The organism is Streptomyces sp. NPDC086777 (assembly GCF_040702065.1).
In the GTDB taxonomy this organism is placed as follows: Bacteria; Actinomycetota; Actinomycetes; order Streptomycetales; family Streptomycetaceae; genus Streptomyces.
Map to the genome: position 1 here is coordinate 120266 of NZ_JBFBJI010000020.1, position 17275 is coordinate 137540.

Here is a 17275-nt window from a genome sequence, read left to right on the forward strand (position 1 = left end):
TGCGGAGAGGTGAGGTACCTCGTCCGAGTTCCCGTTTATCCGACATTCACCACTTTCGTACCGAATGGCATATCGGGAGACACCGCGACGTGGGCGACGAGACCCGACGGCATCAGGGCACGCGCACGGCGAGCACGACCACGTCGTCCCCGGGACGTGGGTCCGCCAGCCGCTTGCTGATTCGCTGGACCAGCTGGTGCAGCGGCTCGTCCCCATGGCGGGCCAGCAGGTCGACGAGGCGCGCGATGACGGCGTCGATGTCCTGCCCGGGGCGCTCGACGAGGCCGTCGGTGTAGAGCAGCAGGGTCGAGTTCGGAGGGAGTGCGAGCCGGTGCTCGGTGCGGGTGGACGGACCGAAGTCCTGGTGCAGGAGGATGTCGTGCTGGGTGAGGAGGGCGACGTGGCCGTCGGGAGTGCGGAGGAGCGGCGGGGGGTGTCCGGCGTTGGACCAGGTCAGGTTCCAGCCCGGGCCGTTGGCGACGGGGTCCAGGCGGGCGTGGACCAGTGTGCCGCCGGCCTCGATGGGCAGGACGGCGCAGGCCGCCTCCAGGGCGGTGACAGCGGTTGCGGGGCTGTAGGGGGGATGGTCGAGCGTGGCCTGTCTCAGCATGCTTCGGACCTGGCCCATGACCGTCGCGGCGTGCATGTCGTGGCCGGTGATGTCGCCCACCGTGATCATGAGAGGAGCCGGTCCGCCGGAGGGGGCGGATTGCAGGTGGTAGGCGTCGTACCAGTCTCCGCCGATCATGTTGTCGTTCGCGGACGGTTGATACAGGGCGCTGAGCTCGACGTGGTCGGCCAGGTGGAGATCGGTGAGCATGGCTTCCTGCAGCTGCCGGGCGACCGAGATCCGCTCGTCCAGGTAGAGAGCACGCTCCACCGCCTGCGCGATGTAGCCGGACGCGGCAGCGAGCGTGGCCCGCTCGGTGATGCTCACCCTGTGTGGTGTGGTCCAGCAGATGGTGAGGACCCCGAGCAGGGCGCGGCTGCCCCAGAGCGGCAGGCACAGCACCGTGCTGAAGCCCATGCGGTCGAAGGCGGCGACCGCCTCAGGGCCGTGGTCGGCGACGAGCGCCAGGCGGTCGGGTACGAACACCGTTCGGCGTTCACGGAAGGCCAGGGCGCTCGGGAAGGCGGCATCAGTGGCGAGAAGGGGGACTTCCCGTTCCAACGCGTACACGATGTCCGGATGGGGGATCCGGCGCAGTTCTTGCTTGTCGGCGACCAGCAGTCCCACGTACGCGGGCTTGCCGACGCCGCTGAACAGATCCCGCAGCCGCCGCCGCACGTCCTCCAGGCCGGAGGTCTGAGCCAGCTCCTCCGAGGCCCTCAGCAGCAGCTCGGCGTGGTCGAGGCCGGCCTGGGCCTCGTGCTCCAGGCGCTCCGCGTCGCTCCGGGCCTGTTCGGCGGTGGCCCGCGCGGTCTCCAGTACCTTCTGCGTGGACCGGCGCTGGGCCGACAGGATCCGCAGGCGCAGTTCGGCGGAGCAGGCGGCCGCGAGGTCGGCCAGGTCTCGCCGTTCGCTGTCGCTCCAAGCGCGGGGCGCGTGGACGTGGGCGCACAGGGATCCAAGGACGAGGCCGTCGGCGTCGGTGAGCGGCATGCCCGCGTACGCGACCACCCCGAGGTCCGCGACCGCCGGGTCGGTGCGCAGCCGGTCGTCGGCACGGGCATCGGGCACGATCAGCGGCTGCCCGGACGCCACCACATGCCGGGACAGCGAACGCGCCGGCGGCAGCGCGCGCCTGCTCGCCCAGGGTTCGGGCAGACCTGTCATCCCGGGCAGGATCACCCTGTCCTGCTCCATGAGTGACACGAGTGCCACGGGCACACGAAGCAGTCGTGTCACCAGCCGGGCGAACCGGTCCATGCCGGTATCGGGGGCGGACGAAAGACCGGCTCGTCGCAATGCCTGCTGCCGTGCGGCGTCCGGGCCCGTCTGCGCCGTGGGCTTCCGGATCTGCTCGGCCATCTGCCCCTCCGGTACCACCGCCCGATGCCGCTCTCAACGGCATCGTAGAGCAGCGGGGGCGTGCCGACCGGTGCTCGGTCGAGGCCGCTGTCGCCGCTGTTTCGGTACCGGTCGGGCAGGCACGGGTGGAATGCGCCGGCGGAGGCCGAGGCGCACTTTCCGGGGAGACTCCTCCGGCCCGGGTGAGATGCGAGGGCATGCGAGTGCGCGCACCATGGCCGTGACGCCGCATGGCGGATGAAGGCGCCGGCCGTGCCGAGTGTTCCCGCTCCGTGCGAGCGCGGGTCGGCACTCCACGGGCCGTGTGACGCGGCTGTGTGAAACATCGTCCGTTCCCGTGGAAGGGGCTCCCGTGGCCGTCCACCATCAGCTGATCCGGCGTCCCCCGCGCGCGGTATGGGCGGTGCTGGCCGATCCCGCATGTTACGGAGAGTGGGTGGTGGGGCCCACCAGGTCCGTTCCCCTCGACCGGACCTGGCCCGCGGTCGGATCCAGGCTCCGCTACACCGTGCGGCTGGGGCCCTGGTCGGCCGACGGGGTGACGACGGTCCGTCACCAGGAACCCGAGGGTGAGCTGGAGCTGGAAGCCTCGTTCAAGAAGCTGGGCACCGCGCGGATCTTCTTGCAGCTCAGGCCCTGGGGCGAGGAGGAAACACTCGTCATCTGCGACGAGCACCCGCTGCGCGGCCTGGGCGGCACCCTCCACAACGCCGGCAGTGAAGCGCTCTTCCTGCTGCGGCACCGGGGCATGCTGGCCCGTCTGGCCAGGATCGTCGAAGAGAATCCCGTAGAGCATGATCGGGCCGGGGCCGGCCGTGCCTGACGCGGTGGTGATCGGCGCCGGCCCCAACGGGCTGGTGGCGGCCAATCTGCTGGCGGACGCCGGGTGGGGCGTCGAGGTCCTGGAGGCGCAGCAGGAGCCCGGGGGCGCCGTGCGCAGTGACCGTGGCGTCCACCCCGACTACGTCTCCGATCTCTTCAGCGCCTTCTACCCGCTGGCCGCCGCCTCCCCGGTCCTGGCCCGGCTGGATCTCGCGGCGGAGGGACTGCGGTGGAGCCACGCCCCGCGCGTACTGGCCCACCCGCTCGGGGACGGGAGATGCGCCGTGCTGGGGCGCCGGGTGGAGGAGACCGCGGCGAGTCTGGACACCTTTGCGCCGGGTGACGGCGCCGCCTGGCGGGACCTGTACGAGGTGTGGAGCCGTGTCGGGCAGGACCTGGTGCAGGCCATGTTCACGCCCTTCCCACCGGTCCGCGCCGGGCTCAGGCTGGCGGCGAAGTTCCGGTCCGCGGGCGGACTGCGGCTGGCCCGGAACCTGGCCCTGCCCGTGCGCCGCCTGGGCGACGAGGAGTTCCGCGGCGAGGGCGGACGGCTCCTGCTGGCCGGGAACGCCCTGCACGCCGACCTGGCCCCCGAGGCGGTGGGCAGCGGCGGATTCGGCTGGCTGATGTCGATGCTCGGACAGAGCCACGGCTTCCCGGTCCCCGTCGGCGGGGCGGGCGCCCTGACCGCGGCGCTCGTGAGCCGGCTGCGGCGCCGTGACGGCGTCCTGCGGTGCGGGGAGCGTGTCGTGTCCGTCGTCGTACGGCGCGGCAGGGCGGTGGGCGTCAGGACAGCCCACGGCGAGACGGTCAGCGCGCGCCGCGCGGTGCTCGCGGACACGTCGGCGTCGGCCCTGTACCGGGAGCTGGTGGGCGAGGAACACCTTCCCGCCCGCCTTCTGCGGGACCTGGAGCGCTTCCAGTGGGATTACGCGACCTTCAAGGTCGACTGGGCGCTGACCGGCCCGGTGCCGTGGACGGCTCCGCGGGCCTCCGGCGCCGGAACGGTCCACCTGGCCGACGGCATGGACAGCCTGACCCGGTTCGCCTCCCAGATCGCCATGGGACAGGTACCCGATGAGCCGTTCGCCCTGCTCGGACAGATGACCACGGCAGATCCCAGCCGTTCACCCGTCGGCACCGAATCGGCGTGGGCCTACACCCACGTCCCGCAGGACATCACCTCCGACGCCGGCCCCGACCGCATCAGCGGGCGCTGGGACATCCGCGAGCAGCAGGCCATGGCGGACCGTGTCGAGGCCCAGGTGGAGCGGTTCGCGCCCGGCTTCCGCACCAGGATCCTCGCCCGCCGGATCCTGGCCCCCAGCACTCTCCAGGCGATGGACGAGAACCTCCACAACGGCGCCATCAACAACGGCACCACCGCGCTGCACCAGCAGGCCGTCTTCCGTCCCGTCCCCGGCACCGGCCGGCCCGAGACCCCCGTCAAGGGCCTCTATCTCGCCTCCGCGGCCGCCCATCCCGGCGGCGGAGTCCACGGCGCTCCCGGAGCCAACGCCGCCCGAGCCGCACTGCGGGCCTACCGGCCGGCCACCCTCCTCCACCGCGCACCACGACTCTGAACCGCCCGGCTGGACACCGCTCCCGGTGGGGGCGTGATGGGGGGAGGGGATGGGAGAGGCCGGAAGCCTCGGGGCCTCCATGGGCCTCCCCGGCCCTCCCCGGCCCTCCCATACCCCGGTACCTTCCGCGGTGTCGGAACCCTACGCGATGCCGCCTCCCGGGAGCCGATCCTCAACTGCCGTCTTCCAGCGGCGAGTCGACGAACCACCTCGCACCTTCCAGCCGTCGCGGTCCTGTTCACCGCCGCCTGAGGCGAGGCGAGCGCGGCTGTCCGGTGAAGTTCCGCTCTCCGCGTGCGGCTGCCGGCGGGCGGCGGCCTTCTCGGCGCGACGCTCACGGCCGCGATCGTGCCGAGCGCAGGAGGAGTGATCCCCGCTCCACGTGGGCGGCAGGGACGGGGACCGTCCATCGGCGAGGGCGGTCAAGCCGGGCTTCGAGGCCGCGTCTCATCCGCGCCGCTTCAGCGCGCACGCCGCCGCGTCCGGAAACGCCCACGAACGACGCGGCGTCAGTTTCGTTCCTTCTTGGGGAACACGTACTCGTCGAGGACCAGGCCGACAGCGACGGCCGCCGGGATGGCGACGAGGGCGCCGATGACGCCGAGGAGCGCGCCGCCGACCAGTACCGCGAGGACGGTGACCAAGGGGTGGACGTCGACGGCGAACTTCATGGCCCGCGGCACGATGAGGTAGTCCTCGGCGACGCGGAAGACGACGTAGAAGACCGCGGTCGCGATCGCGATGGGAAGGGACACGGACAGGGCGACGAGGCTGACGACGATGCCGGCGAGAGTGGAGCCGACGATCGGGATCAGGTCCATGAGGGCGGTGAAGACGCCCAGGGCGGCGGCATAGGGGACGCCGGTGGCGGCGCACCAGCCGAAGGTCGCCACTCCGGCGATCCCCGAGGTGACGAGGTTGCCGAGCATGAACTTGCCGATCCGGTTCATGATCTCCTCCGCCACGCCCTCGACGCGCTCACGCCGACTGGCGGCCACGAAGCGGTAGCAGAACTCCTTGATGGCCGGCAGCGCCGCCATGCAGTACAGGGTCACGGTGATCACGATGGCCGTGGATGCGACTGTGCTCAGGACCTTCTGGCCCGCGCCGAGGATCCCTCCCGCAAGGCCGGATGCCCCGCCTCCCGTACCGATCTGTTCCTTGCCCTTCTCGACCAGGTGGAAGCGGTCCTCCAGGTGGCCGATCGTGGACTGGTGGTCGTGGAGTTGCTTCAGCCAGCCGGGCACCGCGTTCACCAGCGCGGTGATCTCCTTGGTCACGGGCGGGATGACCAGGGCCAGGAAGCCGCCGAGCACGACGACGAACCCCGTCAGGACGATCGCGACGGCCCAGCCCCGGCGCAGCCCACGGCGCGTGAACCACGCGACGATCGGTTCCAGGCTGATCGCGATGAACACGGCCAGCATCAGCAGGGTCAGCATCGAGCTGACCCGCATGACCGTCTGCACCGCGAGCCACGCCAGGCTCGCCCCCAGGCCCAGACCGAAACCCACCGTCACCCAGGACCGCGTGCGCGCGCCGCGTGAGTCCGGGGCCGACGGTTCCCGCGGCGCCTCCCCCTGTTCGCCCCGCGCCGGGCTGAGACGGGACCCGTTCAGGGCCGTCCCGTCCGGCGCACCGTGCTCCTCCCGAGCCGGCTCGGGCCCGGACTGCGCAGACATCGCGATGCCTCTCCTCGACTGCCTCGTGGGGCATGGAGGTCGCCGCGGCGTTCCCTGACCGCCACTCACCCTCTGTGTCATCGCCCACGCGCAGGTCGTCCGGGCGAAGAGTGCGGCACCGCCTTCGGGTACCCAGGCAGTCCGCTTGTACCGCCGACGCGCCGCTTCGCCTGTCCGGCATCTGGTGGACGCGTCGGGGGCACAACGGGGTACGCAGTGAGGCACGGCCGTCGCGCCGGGCGGAGAGAAGGTTCCACGTGCTCGGTGCAAAAGTGGACGCGGGCGGGGTCCGCACCGCCCCGTCGCAGCCCGTGGACGATGCGCCGTCAGCCGGGCGACGAGGTGGTCTCCACCGCCGCGAAGTGACCCACCAGCGCCCCGCGCAGCGCACGGAGCGGTCCGAACGGGGACATGAGGTCGACGCTGGTCGGCATCTCCGCGCCGGCCGTGTCGACGTAGCGCCCGTAGGCGCTGTCCAGATCGGGGTCGGCCATCAGGTCGGCGAACAGCCGGACGTGGACGCGCTCGGCCCGGCCGGCGCCGAACTCGTCGCACCTCGGCCACACCCCTCGAAGAGGTCGGCTCCGACACCTTCGTCCCGCTGCTGTTGGGCCGCTCCTCCGTCGGACGCCTCGGCCTCGCTCGCCGGGCTGGAGGACGTGGCCGTCGTGGCTGATCGTGGACTCGGCGACGGGGTTGGACCGGTGGGCGTCGAGCACGTCGGAGGTGTAGGTGAGCAGGGTGGGGCCAAGGCGGACGTCGTAGCTGTCGGGGCTGACCTGGTCGGGAGCCGACGGTGTGATCCGCGGCTGACCGGCGGCTCACTCCAGGAGGGCGAGACCGTCGGCGGCGCTTCCGCGCCATTCGATCAGCAGGAGTGTCGCGTCGTCCGTGGTGATCCCGCCCCGCGCCCGTTGCAGCGTGTGGGAGAGGGAGCGCGCCACCGTCCGGATCTGTCGGGACGTGGGCTCGAGGCGGTTCACCCACGCGATGAGCTGCTCCTCACCGAATTCCTCGCCGCCGACATCGCGCTCCTCTATCAGTCCGTCGGTGAAGCACATGATCCGGTCGCCGGGGGCGAGATCCGCTTCACTGATCCGGGGCTCGTGACCGCCGAAGCCGATGGGCAGCGTCGTCGGGCCCTGCAGCCGTTGTACGACACGGTGTCCACGGATCAACAGAGGAGCGGGATGTCCGGCGTTGACCCACTGAAGCCTGCCCGTGGCCGTGTTGAGCCGCATCATCTGAGCGGTCACGAAGTGGTCGGGGCCGAACTGCTCGGCGACGGCCCGGTCCATGAACGCATAGATCTCCGACAGGCCGACGCTGATGCGCCGGGCGTGCCGGTACGCTCCGATGACGACCGTGGCCATCGTGGCGGCATCCAGTCCGTGGCCCATCGCGTCGACCATCGCCACATGCAGGACGTCGCCGTTCAGGGCGTAGTCGAAGCTGTCGCCGGCCACGTCGTAGGCAGGTTCCAGCATCCCGGCCAGCTCGACCCGGGGCGTCGACATCGCCAGCGGTGGCAGCAGCGACCACTGGATCTCCGCCGCCACACTCATCGGTTCCCTGCGGCGCAGCCGGAAGAACAGATCGGTGTAACCGTGCTTGGTCACCAGCATGTCGGCCACGAGCGAGGCGAGCCTGCGCAGCAGCGGTCGCTCGTCGTCCTGGAGGCGGTCCAGGGTGACGGCCATGACGCCCACCTGGTCGCCACCGTCCAGCAGGGGCAGATAGACCCGCACACCGTCGGCCTGCGGCACCTCGACGGGACGCGCCTCCTGGAAGGCACGACCGGCATCGGAACCGTCGATCGGCTGCGGTTCGCCGGCCGCCAGCCCGTCACCCGGCAGGGGGACGAGCCACACCTGGCCGTAGTCCTGCAAGAAGATCGAGGTCTCGCGGCCGTCGAGCCCGCCGATCTGCCGTGCGACGAGCGGACCGAGCTGATGCGGTGGCAACTCGTGCCCCTGGTCCAACAGGACTCCCAGGAACTCCTCCGCGAAGCGCTCCGAGCGGGTGGAGCCTTCCGCGGGTCCCCGCCGCTCACCGCCCGTCCTCGCCGTGGCCCGGGGGGGACGTGCTTGCGGATCTTCAAAGGTGCTGTGCATACGAACTCCCGACGGAGACTCACCGGCCGACGACCATCGGGCGCGCCTCTGCCGAGCAGCGGCGGGTGGTCGGCACCGGCGGCGGCCTCAGCCGGATCGACCTCTCCGTCGTCGTCCGCCGCCGCGCACGTCTTGGTGGTGGGCGCCGTCTGCCGGCCTGCCCGCAGCCTGGATCACTGCTCTGCAGGGCAACTGTCCCGCCTACCAGTAGTGGCGTCGCCCGGCGACGGCGTGTCCCATCGCGCCGAGGATCCACAGGATGGCTCCGACGACCAGCAGGATGATCCCGATGGTCCACAGGATGGACAGGCCGGTGAGGAAGCCGACGACGAGCAGTATGACGCCCAGGATGATCATGATCTCTCCTTCGGGGAGTGGTGTCGGCGCGCCCGCGAACTGCTGTGGGCCGCAAGGGCGTCGGCGGGAACGGCGTCTCTCTCCTCCCTACTCCACGCGGTGTGGACCGTGACGGCTGACCTGTAGGCGGACCTCGGTGGGCATGTCGATGAGGCCGGTGGACCGACGCGCGGTGCTGAGCGGGCCTTCGCACAGGGCACCGAGAGTGGCGCCGGGCGCGCCCTCGGGGGTGAGGGTGAGCTTGATGTGGGTGTGGGTGCGGCCCGGTCGGCCGGTGATGAGTACGGCCGCATGGCCTACCCCTGGCAGGGCACCGGCTTCGTTCGCGATCGCATCGCTGAGTGCGCGCTCGCGCAGTTCGACGCCCTCCTGCGGGGCGGGTCGGCCGACGGTCAGAAGGCCGGGGCGGCGTCGGCCCAGCTGGGCGAGCAGCCACCACAGGGCGAGCAGGGCGGTGAGGACGAGGGCGGCGATGACCGCGGGCCACCACCACCAGCCCTGGCCGCTCCAGCGGGCCCGGTCGGCGGAGGCGAGCAGGACGTCGGCCGGGTGGGTCAGGGGCCAGCCGGTGGGCGGGGCCAGATCGTGTCGACGGTAGAGGTCCAGTCCGGCGAAGAGGATGAGCAGTCCGCCGCCGAGGAGGGCCAGTCCGGCGAGGGCCAGCAGCATGCGGTTGAGTGCGGATCGCGGTGTCATGGCGGGCTCCGGTGCTACGGGTGCTGCGTCAGTGGATGCGTCGCCGCACCCGTACGGCGATGCGGGGAGGACGGGCGAGGGTCAGCCGGTCGCGTTCCTCGTCCAGGACGGCCGTGAGGTCGTCCCTCACCTGTCGGGGGTCGCGGAAGCGGACGTCCGCGCGAGCTTTGATGCGGTGGCGGCCCACCAGGACGTGCGCCGCGCCGACTCCGGGGACCCGCATGGCGGCGTCACGCAGCAGGACGGCGGCTCCGTCGCGGTCCACGAAGGCCCGCACTCGCGGGCAGCCGGCGGGTGAGCGCAGGGGCAGCCAACGGCGCCGGCCGGGGGTGAGGGCCAGGACGATCAGCCAGATGCCGACGGCGGCCGCCACGGCGGCCCCCGTCAGCATCCACACGTCGTCCACCGGACGGGTTGCCAGTTCGTCGGCCAGGTGCCGTCGCCAGGCCGCGGCAGGACGCCCGGCCCGTACGGCGACGACGTCGACGAGCGTTGCGACCGCGGCCACGAGGATCACCGCGGCGACCAGCGCCGCCGTGATGCGGCGTGCCGACCACCCGCGATGGGTTCGGCGCCCTTCCTCGCGCTCACCGGCTGTGCGGTCCGAGGCGGACACGCCCTCTGGAGGGTCGGGCTCCTTTGCCAGCGGCACCGCGGCACGGTGCGCGGACGACACGGAGCCGCGGCCCGGGGGACGTGGATCGGATGTCATCGCGATCGTCCTTCCCGCACGGCGTGCCCGGTGACCTGGGCCGCCCGGCCGCTCACCGTACCCGCCCCCGGCCGGAGTCGGCTGCGGTCACCAGCCGCCGGACGGTGAGGAGGACCTCTCCCACCCGCAGCCCGGTCAGCTGGGCGACCCGTTCGGCGACGTCCCGCTGGATCCGCTCGCAGACACGGGGGATGTCGGTGGGGTAGGGCAGGTCCATGGTCAGATGCAGGCGCACCGATCCGCTACGGACGGCGGCGCAGGCGTGGGGTGGCGCAGGTCCGCCCCGATCGGGCGGTACGGCGGCGCGCCGCGACTGCGCCGCGCGTGCGGCCTGCGCGGCGATGCGGGCGACCACCCGGTCCGGGATGACGGTGGCGCCCCGCTCGGCCGGGGGCGGCAGCCCGGCGGCCGGCGCCGGCGGAACCGACCCCTCGCCGGGGGAACCGGGCCGGGCCTTCACCGCTGTCTCCGTGTCCGGAGGTCGAGGTCGCCCTGTACGACCAGACCGACGATCAGCCCCGCCGCACCCAGGACCAGCACCAGCAGAAACGCCCAGAAGCCGCCGAAGTAACCGGCGAAGCCCAGGGCCATACCGGCTGCGAGGCCGGTCGTTGCTGTGTTCATCTTGCCCTCACCCGTCTCGCGAGCGTGCCTTGCGCATGGTCATCCGCTCACGCCCGAGGACACGGCGGTGGTCCCGGCAGCGGTCACCTCACGCGGCCCTCGTCCCGGTCGGTCTGCTCCTCCTCGTCGGGCAGGTGGACGTCGTCGACGGCGACGTTCACCTCGACGACCTCCAGGCCCGTCATCCGCTCCACGGCACTGATGACGTTGGTGCGCACGCCGCCCGCGACATCGACGATGGAAACGCCGTACTCGACGACGACGTCCAGGTCCACCGCGGCCTGCCGCTCACCGACCTCGACCTTGACGCCGCGGGTGACCGCTCCGCCTCCGGCAGCGCCGGGGACGCGTTCCCGCATGGCGCCGAAGGCGCGCGCCATCCCCGCTCCCAGGTTGTAGATGCCCGGTACCTCGCGGGCGGCCATGCCCGCGATCTTGGCCACCACACCGTCCGCGATGGTGGTCCTGCCCCGCGTCTCGGCCGGAGCCCCGGCCCCGGTGCGGCCCTTGAGCGCGCTCACGCCTGTCTCGGGTCGGCTGCTCCTGCCGACACTGGTGATGTTGTCCGTCATGGTGGTCGCCTCGATCGGTCGCGCGGACACCGGTGCGGCGCCCTTCGATGGGTTGGACATGGCGGGCGCCACGATCCTCACACTCGGTGAGTGTGATGTGGGTCACGTGCGACCTGTCGGGTACTCGGCAGTTCCAAGCCGTGTGCGAGGGCGCCATGATCGAAAACGCTGTTCTCCCGACGTCGGGGCGTGACCCGACGGCAGGCGACCTGCCGGACCGACTGCTGGCCGTACGGGCGGCGGAGGGGGACGACGACTCCTTCGCCGTGCTGGTCCAGCGGCACAGCCAGTCACTGCTGACCCTGGCCCGCTGCATGCTGGGCAACCCGCAGGACGCTGAGGAGGCCGTCCAGGACGCCTTCATCAGCGCTTGGCGTCACTTGCCGGAATACCGGCACGGCGCGGAGTTCCACACCTGGCTGTACCGGATCACCGTCAACCGCTGCCAGACCATGCGATGTCGCCGGCCGTCGCCCGTCCCCCTGGACACCGTGGCCGAACCCGCGGCGGGCGATGCGTGGAGCCAGCCCGCCCGGGCCGCCGAGCAGGACGCGGCCACGGCCGCACTGTCCTGCGCACTTGCCGAACTGGACGCCGGACAGCGGGTCTGCTGGATCCTGCGGGAGGTGCAGGGCCTGCCCTACAAGGAGATAGCCGACGTGACGCGCACGGGCGAGCAGACGGTACGCGGCAGACTTTTCAGGGCACGCAGATCCTTGCAGGAGGCGATGGGCCCATGGCGCTGAACGGCCCGCACCCGGGGCCTCCCGGACCCGACGGGTCCCGCGACGCTTCAGTCGCCGCCGGCGTGCCCCCGTTCGCCGGTGATGAGGTGCTGTCCTGCGGCCGGCTGCTGAGCCGGGTCTGGGAACAGGCACGGGACGCGCAGCCGGCCCCGGACCCGCACGCGGTGTCCTGTCCGCACTGCCGAGAAGCCGTCGACGGACTGGCCACGGTGGACGCGGCTGCCCGGGCGCTGCTCGGCAAGGACCCCCCGGGCCTGCGCGCACTCGTCGACCGGGTCATGGACGTCGTCAGGGCAGAGGCCCGGTTGGGGCGACTGCTGCCCCTGGCCGACCCCGACCCCGACCGGGACCGGGACCGGGACCTGCGGATCACCGAGAGCGCCGCGGCGAAGGTGCTGAGGCAGGCCGCGGACACGGTCCCCGGTTCCAGGGCCGCAACCTGCCGGCTCATACCCGAGGACAACGGCACCCACGTGCGGGTGACCATGACCCTGGCCGCCGCCCTCGACCGCCCGCTGCCCCACCGGGTCGACCAGGTGCGCCGAATGGTCCTTCACTCTGCCGGACAGGATCTGGGGCTCATGGTGACAGCCGTCGACATCACCGTGGCCGACGTACTGGAACCGTGGCCGACCCTGGGTCCCCGCCTCGCGACGGACGGTGGCTCATGATGACCGCCGCCTGCACCACCTCGCTCCTCGGCGTCGCGGCCGAGGCGGCCCTCGCGGTTCCTGGCGTGGCGGCCCTGCAACCCCGCCTCGCCCGGCGCCTCGCGGCAGCCGCCGCGCCCACCCGGGCGGACACCACGCCGCCCGAGGCCGGCATACGCGCCGACCGGGCGCCGGACGGTTCGGGCTGGCACTTCGAGGTGCGCTGCGTCGTGGCAGGGGGACGGCGGGCGCTGGACATCGCCCGAGACGTCCACGACCGGGTGACGGCCGCCCTCATCACCCACCTCGCCACCCACGGCCTCACGGAGCCGGTCACCGTCGCGGTCACGGTGACCGGGATTGCCGCCCGGCACGACGCGGCATGACCGGCGGCGCGGGCACAGGCACCGCGAACCGTCGCTTCTTCGTGCTCGCGCTTGACCCATCGCTCCGCCTCGGTCCGCCCGGTCCGGACGGGGAGTACGGTGCGATCACCGAGAGCATTCCGTATGGCGGCGGGGGCTCACCCGCGCACCGGGAATGACCCTACGACCTGGGCTGGCTGCGGGCTCACCACAGGATGGCGAGGTGGTCCGCGGTACCCCCGCGCCAATCGATCGACCAGTGTTGCGACGACCGGTTGAGTCCGGGGACCTGACGCCGGTCGTCGTGGGCGAATCACAAGGCCGGCCGTCGGCGCCCTCGCGGTCACGTCCGCTGGAGTGGTGTATCGACGGCCACTCGGTGATCTCGTTTCGAGGCTATGCGGTGAGTTCGGTCGGGAGGACGGTCTCCTCGGTTTCTGACTCGATCGGGTGGAGGCGGGCCTTGGCCAGGAGGTCGAGTCCCATGTATCGGTGGGCTTCGGTCCACTCGTCGTTCTGCTCGGCCGGCACCGCGCCGACCAGGCGGATCAGGGCGGTGCGGTCGGGGAAGATGCCAACCACGTCGGTGCGGCGGCGGATCTCCTTGTTGAGTCGTTCCTGTGGGTTGTTCGACCAGATCTGCCGCCAGATCTCCCGCGGGAACGCGGTGAACGCCAGCACTTCGCTCTGAGCGGCGTCCAAGTAGGCTGCGGCCTTGGGAAACTTGGCCTCCAGAGCATCGAGGACGTGTCGCATCCGGGCCTGGACGGCGTCGGTGTCGGGTTGTTCGAATATGGTCCGCAGCAGGGGGGCCACCCACGGCTGGGCCGACTTGGGGACCTGGCTGAGCAGTGCGCGGGCGTAGTGGGTGCGGCATCGCTGCCGGCTCGCGCCGGGCAGGGTGGCGCCGATCGCGTTGATCAGACCCATGTGTGCGTCGGCGATGACCAGTTGGACGCCGGACGGGCCACGGGCGATCAGCGAGCGCAGGAAGGCCAGCCAGCCGGCGCCGTCCGCGGCGGTGGCCACGTCCAGGCCGAGAGTCTCGCGATGCCCGTCGGCGTTGACGCCGACCGCGATCAGCGCGTGGACGTTGACGATGCGGCCGCCCTCGCGGACCTTCTGGGTCAGGGCATCGGCCCAGACGAAGGCGTCGTCCAGATGCTTCGCCATCGCGCTGAACTGCGACTTCGACAGCTGGGTGACGCCCAGGCTCTCGGCGAGCTTCTCCACTCGGGGGGTGGAGACCCCGAGCAGGTAGGCGGTGGCGACTACCGAGATGAGGCCTGTTCGGCCCGCCGGCGTCGCTCCAGCAGCCAGTGCGGGAAGTAACTGCCGGACCTGAGCTTGGGGATGGCCAGTTCGACGGTCCCGGCCCTCGTGTCCCACTCGCGCGGGCGATATCCGTTGCGATGGTTGACTCTCTCGTCGCGGACCTGGCCGTATTCGGCGTTGCAGAGGGAGTTGGCTTCGGCGGACATGAGTGCGTCGGCGAACGTCTTGACCATCGCGCGCAGCAGATCGGGACTCGCCGCGGCGAGGTTGTCCTCGGCGAGGGCGTGCAGGGGCAGACTGATGCCCCTATGGATGTCAACTGGTCTGCGGCGTTGGGTCTTTCCTGAGGATGCCTCGACTGGGCTGACGCCTGCCGGAGGGGCGAAGGCAACTTCGCTGTGAAGGCGCTCAGGGTTGTCACCTGCGGCGATCAGTAGATATGCCGTGATATCGGGGCCGACGCCATGCTGGTCAAGCAGCGTAGGTGCTGTGCCCTGAACGGCGTGCTTCATGCGAGTGGTGCGGTCGTCGATCTCTTCGCTCAGGTTCTGGACGCGTCGAGCCAGGAGCCGGAGGGTGTGGCGGGCGGCATCAGAGGCCGTGGAGATGGTGCCGGGGGCGAGCTGTGTGCAGGCGCGGACCAGGCGAGCGATACTCAAGCCCGAAAGGCTCTCGCGCAGGCGGGATCCGTCGCCACCAGGACAGACTTGAGCTGATTGATCGCCTGAGTACGCGAATTGATCGCAGATGCCTTGGCCGGCTTGAACAGCCGCAGCATCTCCACGGAACCGTGGCCTGACTTCGCGGTGGCAGTAGCTCGGCCGGACAAGACGGCGTGCGCCGCTGCCTGAGCGTCGACAGAGTCCGATTTGACATGACGTCGGCGCGCTTGTTTGTCGGGTTGGTTCACCTCCGTAACCGAGACATCCTCGGCTTGGAGGTAACGCGTGAGTGCCGCGCCGTAGGAGCCGGTGCATTGCACTCCTGCGCGGCGCACCAGCCCGAACAAGCGTGCCCAGGAGAGCAATTGGCGGTATCCGTCAGCAGTCGCGGGGAAGCTCCGGCTGTCCAGGACGGTCCCAAGCACGGTCAAAACCGCAGCGACGTGGGTGTCTTTGTGGGTATCCACACCGAGCAGGACCTGTTCGGTGGCTGGGGAGGGCGCCGTGAGGGGCTGCATCGCGGTGAGTCATGCTGAGCACAGTCGCTGCCTTCGTGTCGCCGGAACGGGAGAACCACCAGGCCAGAGACGGTCAGGACTGTGAAGGTGCCGGTCGCGAAAGCCCCTATCGGGACACGTCCGCTGGCTGGGAGGCGTGTTGCACCCCGGACGACAGCCAACGGATCAGCCTCAAGGCACGCAGCCAGTCGGGTGCCGGGTCAGACCGCCGTCCGGGACACCGACATCCTCACAGTCGGGTGCGGTCATCGTGCTGGTCTCCTTCGGGCTTCGACACCTCGAAGACCAGCCGGTGGCCGTTCATCCATGCGGGCATCATCCCGACGCCGGAGCAAACCCCCGGATCAGGTCGAACGCGTACACCATCTCCCTGGACGCACCCTCGGCTTCTGCCTGCATGAGGTCGGATCGGCGTAGGGGAACCACGGATCGTCAGAACGGGTAAACCGCCTGAGTCGACCGGAGAGTGGTCCATCGTGTCTCTGTGAAGGCCTCGATGTTCGCCGAGCCTCCGAAGCGGGCGCCTGTCCCGGACGCGGCTACACCGCCGAAGGGCGCGATGGCCTCGTCGTTGACGGTCTGGTCGTTGATGTGGAGAAGACCTGTTGGAATACGTTCGGCAAGTTCCAGTCCGCGCATGACATCTGCTGTCAGGATGCCGAGCGACAGCCCGTACGAAGTCGCGGTGGCCAGGGCGACCGCTTCCTCCAGGTCGGAGAAGACGCGAACCGGGGCTACTGGTCCGAACACCTCCTCCGTATAGGCGGGGGACGAATCGGCAACATGGGTGATGACCGTAGGTCGGTAGAAAAGATCCCGGTATGTTCCTCCGGCGGCCAGAATGGCACCGCCTTCGAGACTGGCCGTGACCAGGCTGTGGATCTTGTTCAGCTGCTCCGAGTCGATGATGGGACCGAGTGCGACATCCTCCTTGGCCGGGTTGCCCACGGCCAGATGTTCGGCCCTGTGCGCGAGCCGTTCGACGTATTCCTCTGCCACGTCGGCGTGCACCAGGTGCCGACCGGTGGTCATGCAGACTTGCCCCTGGTGGAAGAAGGAGCCCCACGCGGCTGTTGAGGCCGCGCGCTCCAGATCGGCGTCGGGTAGGACGATCAGGGCTGAGTTGCCGCCGAGTTCGAGATGCGCTCGCTTGAGATGCTGAGCGGCAGCCGCGCCGACCTTGCGGCCGGCGGCCGTGGACCCGGTGAAGGAGATCACCCGGACCTGCGGCGCGGTCACCAGCGCTGCTCCGGTGTCGGCGTCGCCCGGCAGCAGATGCAGGACATCGTCCGGCAATCCCGCCTCTTGGAAGACCCGCATGATCGCCACCCCGCCGGACACGGCGGTGCGCAGGTCGGGCTTCAAGAGCACCGCGTTACCGAGAGCCAGAGCAGGGGCTACGGAGCGGATACCCAACACAAGAGGCACGTTGAAGGGCGCGATCACACCGACAACTCCCGCCGGTACCCGGCGAGTCAGGCTGGTCCTTGGTTCGGCCGAGGGCAGCACCTCGCCCAGAGGATGGCTGACCAGGGCCGCTGCTTCGTAGCACTCCTGAGCGGCGGTGGTCGTCTCGAATTCGGCCTTGCCCGGGACGCTTCCGGCCTCCCGCACGATCCACCGTTGGATCTCCGCTGCATGGCGGGTGAAGAGGTCGCCCGCGCGGCGCAGGACGGCGGCACGATCGGTGTACGGGACCCGTGCCCAGGCTTGCTGGGCACGGGTGGCGAGTTCGGCTGCGGTCGCAACGTCCTCGGCCGTTGCCAGTCCGATGGACTCAAGTATGTCGCCCGTAGCGGGCTCCACAACTGGGCGGATGCCTCCGACCGTAGTCGTCCACTGTCCGATGACAGCTTTTCCGGACCAGTGGGTGGGATCCAGCAGAGCCATGGTGACCTCCGGAGGTCGGGGGGGCCGCACGCGGG

General features: G+C 70.8%; 16 protein-coding genes and 4 pseudogenes. 6 read left to right on the forward strand and 14 right to left on the reverse strand.

The annotated features are described in order from the left end of the window. Window positions 1-112 precede the first annotated feature (112 nt). Entirely contained in the window at window positions 113-1972 is a 1860-nt protein-coding gene (locus tag AB0472_RS26790; RefSeq protein WP_366359763.1) for a SpoIIE family protein phosphatase, read from the reverse strand. 352 nt (window positions 1973-2324) lie between these two features. On the opposite strand from AB0472_RS26790, the gene AB0472_RS26795 reads away from it, so the two are divergent. Both AB0472_RS26795 and AB0472_RS26800 read left to right on the forward strand, forming a co-directional pair. Further along, window positions 2325-2795 carry an SRPBCC family protein gene (locus tag AB0472_RS26795; RefSeq protein WP_366359765.1) on the forward strand — a complete coding sequence of 157 codons (471 nt, stop codon included), beginning with the start codon at window positions 2325-2327 and terminating at the stop codon, window positions 2793-2795. Continuing rightward, window positions 2788-4377 carry an NAD(P)/FAD-dependent oxidoreductase gene (locus AB0472_RS26800; protein WP_366359767.1) on the forward strand — a complete coding sequence of 530 codons (1590 nt, stop codon included), beginning with the start codon at window positions 2788-2790 and terminating at the stop codon, window positions 4375-4377. Before AB0472_RS26795 ends, AB0472_RS26800 begins: the two co-directional genes overlap by 8 nt. A 509-nt stretch (window positions 4378-4886) precedes the next feature. On the opposite strand, the gene AB0472_RS26805 is transcribed toward AB0472_RS26800, so the two are convergent. Then, window positions 4887-6059: an AI-2E family transporter gene (locus AB0472_RS26805; protein WP_366359769.1), complete on the reverse strand. Its 1173-nt coding sequence runs from the start codon at window positions 6057-6059 to the stop codon at window positions 4887-4889. A 251-nt stretch (window positions 6060-6310) separates the two neighbouring features. Then, window positions 6311-6610, reverse strand: a pseudogene (locus AB0472_RS26810) (iron-containing redox enzyme family protein); the annotation flags it as partial. Window positions 6611-6627: 17 nt separating this feature from the next. On the opposite strand from AB0472_RS26810, the pseudogene AB0472_RS26815 reads away from it, so the two are divergent. Further along, window positions 6628-6699: pseudogene (locus AB0472_RS26815) on the forward strand (dCTP deaminase); the annotation flags it as partial. A 181-nt stretch (window positions 6700-6880) separates the two neighbouring features. Here AB0472_RS26815 and AB0472_RS26820 read toward each other — a convergent pair. The 7 genes from AB0472_RS26820 to AB0472_RS26850 all read right to left on the reverse strand — a co-directional run bounded on the left by AB0472_RS26820 (window position 6881) and on the right by AB0472_RS26850 (window position 11134). After that, window positions 6881-8173, reverse strand: coding sequence for a PP2C family protein-serine/threonine phosphatase (locus AB0472_RS26820; protein ID WP_366359771.1), 1293 nt, complete (start codon window positions 8171-8173; stop codon window positions 6881-6883). A gap of 201 nt (window positions 8174-8374) precedes the next feature. Further along, window positions 8375-8530 carry a DUF6131 family protein gene (locus AB0472_RS26825; RefSeq protein ID WP_099054839.1) on the reverse strand — a complete coding sequence of 52 codons (156 nt, stop codon included), beginning with the start codon at window positions 8528-8530 and terminating at the stop codon, window positions 8375-8377. A gap of 87 nt (window positions 8531-8617) precedes the next feature. Further along, the gene (locus AB0472_RS26830; protein ID WP_366359773.1) at window positions 8618-9226 is read right to left on the reverse strand and encodes an alkaline shock response membrane anchor protein AmaP; all 609 of its coding nucleotides are present in this window, start codon (window positions 9224-9226) and stop codon (window positions 8618-8620) included. A 28-nt stretch (window positions 9227-9254) separates the two neighbouring features. After that, window positions 9255-9938, reverse strand: a complete 684-nt coding sequence (locus AB0472_RS26835) for a DUF6286 domain-containing protein (protein ID WP_366359775.1) — start codon at window positions 9936-9938, stop codon at window positions 9255-9257. A 52-nt stretch (window positions 9939-9990) separates the two neighbouring features. Then, on the reverse strand, window positions 9991-10398 hold the full coding sequence (locus tag AB0472_RS26840; protein ID WP_366359777.1) for an Asp23/Gls24 family envelope stress response protein: 408 nt from the start codon (window positions 10396-10398) through the stop codon (window positions 9991-9993). Next, complete coding sequence (locus AB0472_RS26845; protein ID WP_030645371.1) at window positions 10395-10562, reverse strand: hypothetical protein; 168 nt, start codon at window positions 10560-10562, stop codon at window positions 10395-10397. Before AB0472_RS26845 ends, AB0472_RS26840 begins: the two co-directional genes overlap by 4 nt. A gap of 83 nt (window positions 10563-10645) precedes the next feature. Further along, window positions 10646-11134, reverse strand: coding sequence for an Asp23/Gls24 family envelope stress response protein (locus AB0472_RS26850; protein WP_366359891.1), 489 nt, complete (start codon window positions 11132-11134; stop codon window positions 10646-10648). Between the two features lie 155 nt (window positions 11135-11289). Between AB0472_RS26850 and AB0472_RS26855 the strand changes: the two genes are divergently transcribed. The 3 genes from AB0472_RS26855 to AB0472_RS26865 all read left to right on the forward strand — a co-directional run bounded on the left by AB0472_RS26855 (window position 11290) and on the right by AB0472_RS26865 (window position 12916). After that, window positions 11290-11880, forward strand: coding sequence for an RNA polymerase sigma factor (locus AB0472_RS26855; protein WP_366359780.1), 591 nt, complete (start codon window positions 11290-11292; stop codon window positions 11878-11880). 62 nt (window positions 11881-11942) lie between these two features. Further along, a complete protein-coding gene (locus AB0472_RS26860; RefSeq protein WP_366359782.1) occupies window positions 11943-12551 on the forward strand; it encodes a hypothetical protein in 609 nt (202 codons plus the stop codon). After that, a complete protein-coding gene (locus AB0472_RS26865; protein ID WP_366359784.1) occupies window positions 12548-12916 on the forward strand; it encodes a hypothetical protein in 369 nt (122 codons plus the stop codon). The genes AB0472_RS26860 and AB0472_RS26865 overlap by 4 nt, the downstream gene beginning before the upstream one ends. A 375-nt stretch (window positions 12917-13291) precedes the next feature. Here the strand turns inward: AB0472_RS26865 and AB0472_RS26870 are convergent. The 4 genes and pseudogenes from AB0472_RS26870 to AB0472_RS26885 form a co-directional block, all read right to left on the reverse strand. After that, window positions 13292-14472, reverse strand: a pseudogene (locus tag AB0472_RS26870) (IS256 family transposase). A gap of 84 nt (window positions 14473-14556) precedes the next feature. Then, window positions 14557-14682, reverse strand: a pseudogene (locus AB0472_RS26875) (IS110 family transposase); the annotation flags it as partial. A gap of 143 nt (window positions 14683-14825) precedes the next feature. After that, window positions 14826-15350 carry a transposase gene (locus tag AB0472_RS26880; protein ID WP_366359786.1) on the reverse strand — a complete coding sequence of 175 codons (525 nt, stop codon included), beginning with the start codon at window positions 15348-15350 and terminating at the stop codon, window positions 14826-14828. Between the two features lie 432 nt (window positions 15351-15782). Next, on the reverse strand, window positions 15783-17240 hold the full coding sequence (locus tag AB0472_RS26885; protein ID WP_366359788.1) for a benzaldehyde dehydrogenase: 1458 nt from the start codon (window positions 17238-17240) through the stop codon (window positions 15783-15785). Window positions 17241-17275: the final 35 nt, after the last annotated feature.

Bases quoted from the DNA above. Each gene is read 5' to 3' on its own strand.
- AB0472_RS26790 (WP_366359763.1), bottom strand. From the start codon at position 1,972: ATGGCCGAGCAGATCCGGAAGCCCACGGCGCAGACGGGCCCGGACGCC.
- AB0472_RS26805 (WP_366359769.1), bottom strand. From the start codon at position 6,059: ATGTCTGCGCAGTCCGGGCCCGAGCCGGCTCGGGAGGAGCACGGTGCG.
- AB0472_RS26820 (WP_366359771.1), bottom strand. From the start codon at position 8,173: ATGCACAGCACCTTTGAAGATCCGCAAGCACGTCCCCCCCGGGCCACG.
- AB0472_RS26825 (WP_099054839.1), bottom strand. From the start codon at position 8,530: ATGATCATCCTGGGCGTCATACTGCTCGTCGTCGGCTTCCTCACCGGC.
- AB0472_RS26830 (WP_366359773.1), bottom strand. From the start codon at position 9,226: ATGACACCGCGATCCGCACTCAACCGCATGCTGCTGGCCCTCGCCGGA.
- AB0472_RS26835 (WP_366359775.1), bottom strand. From the start codon at position 9,938: ATGACATCCGATCCACGTCCCCCGGGCCGCGGCTCCGTGTCGTCCGCG.
- AB0472_RS26845 (WP_030645371.1), bottom strand. From the start codon at position 10,562: ATGAACACAGCAACGACCGGCCTCGCAGCCGGTATGGCCCTGGGCTTC.
- AB0472_RS26850 (WP_366359891.1), bottom strand. From the start codon at position 11,134: ATGACGGACAACATCACCAGTGTCGGCAGGAGCAGCCGACCCGAGACA.
- AB0472_RS26855 (WP_366359780.1), top strand. From the start codon at position 11,290: ATGATCGAAAACGCTGTTCTCCCGACGTCGGGGCGTGACCCGACGGCA.
- AB0472_RS26865 (WP_366359784.1), top strand. From the start codon at position 12,548: ATGATGACCGCCGCCTGCACCACCTCGCTCCTCGGCGTCGCGGCCGAG.
- AB0472_RS26880 (WP_366359786.1), bottom strand. From the start codon at position 15,350: ATGCAGCCCCTCACGGCGCCCTCCCCAGCCACCGAACAGGTCCTGCTC.
- AB0472_RS26885 (WP_366359788.1), bottom strand. From the start codon at position 17,240: ATGGCTCTGCTGGATCCCACCCACTGGTCCGGAAAAGCTGTCATCGGA.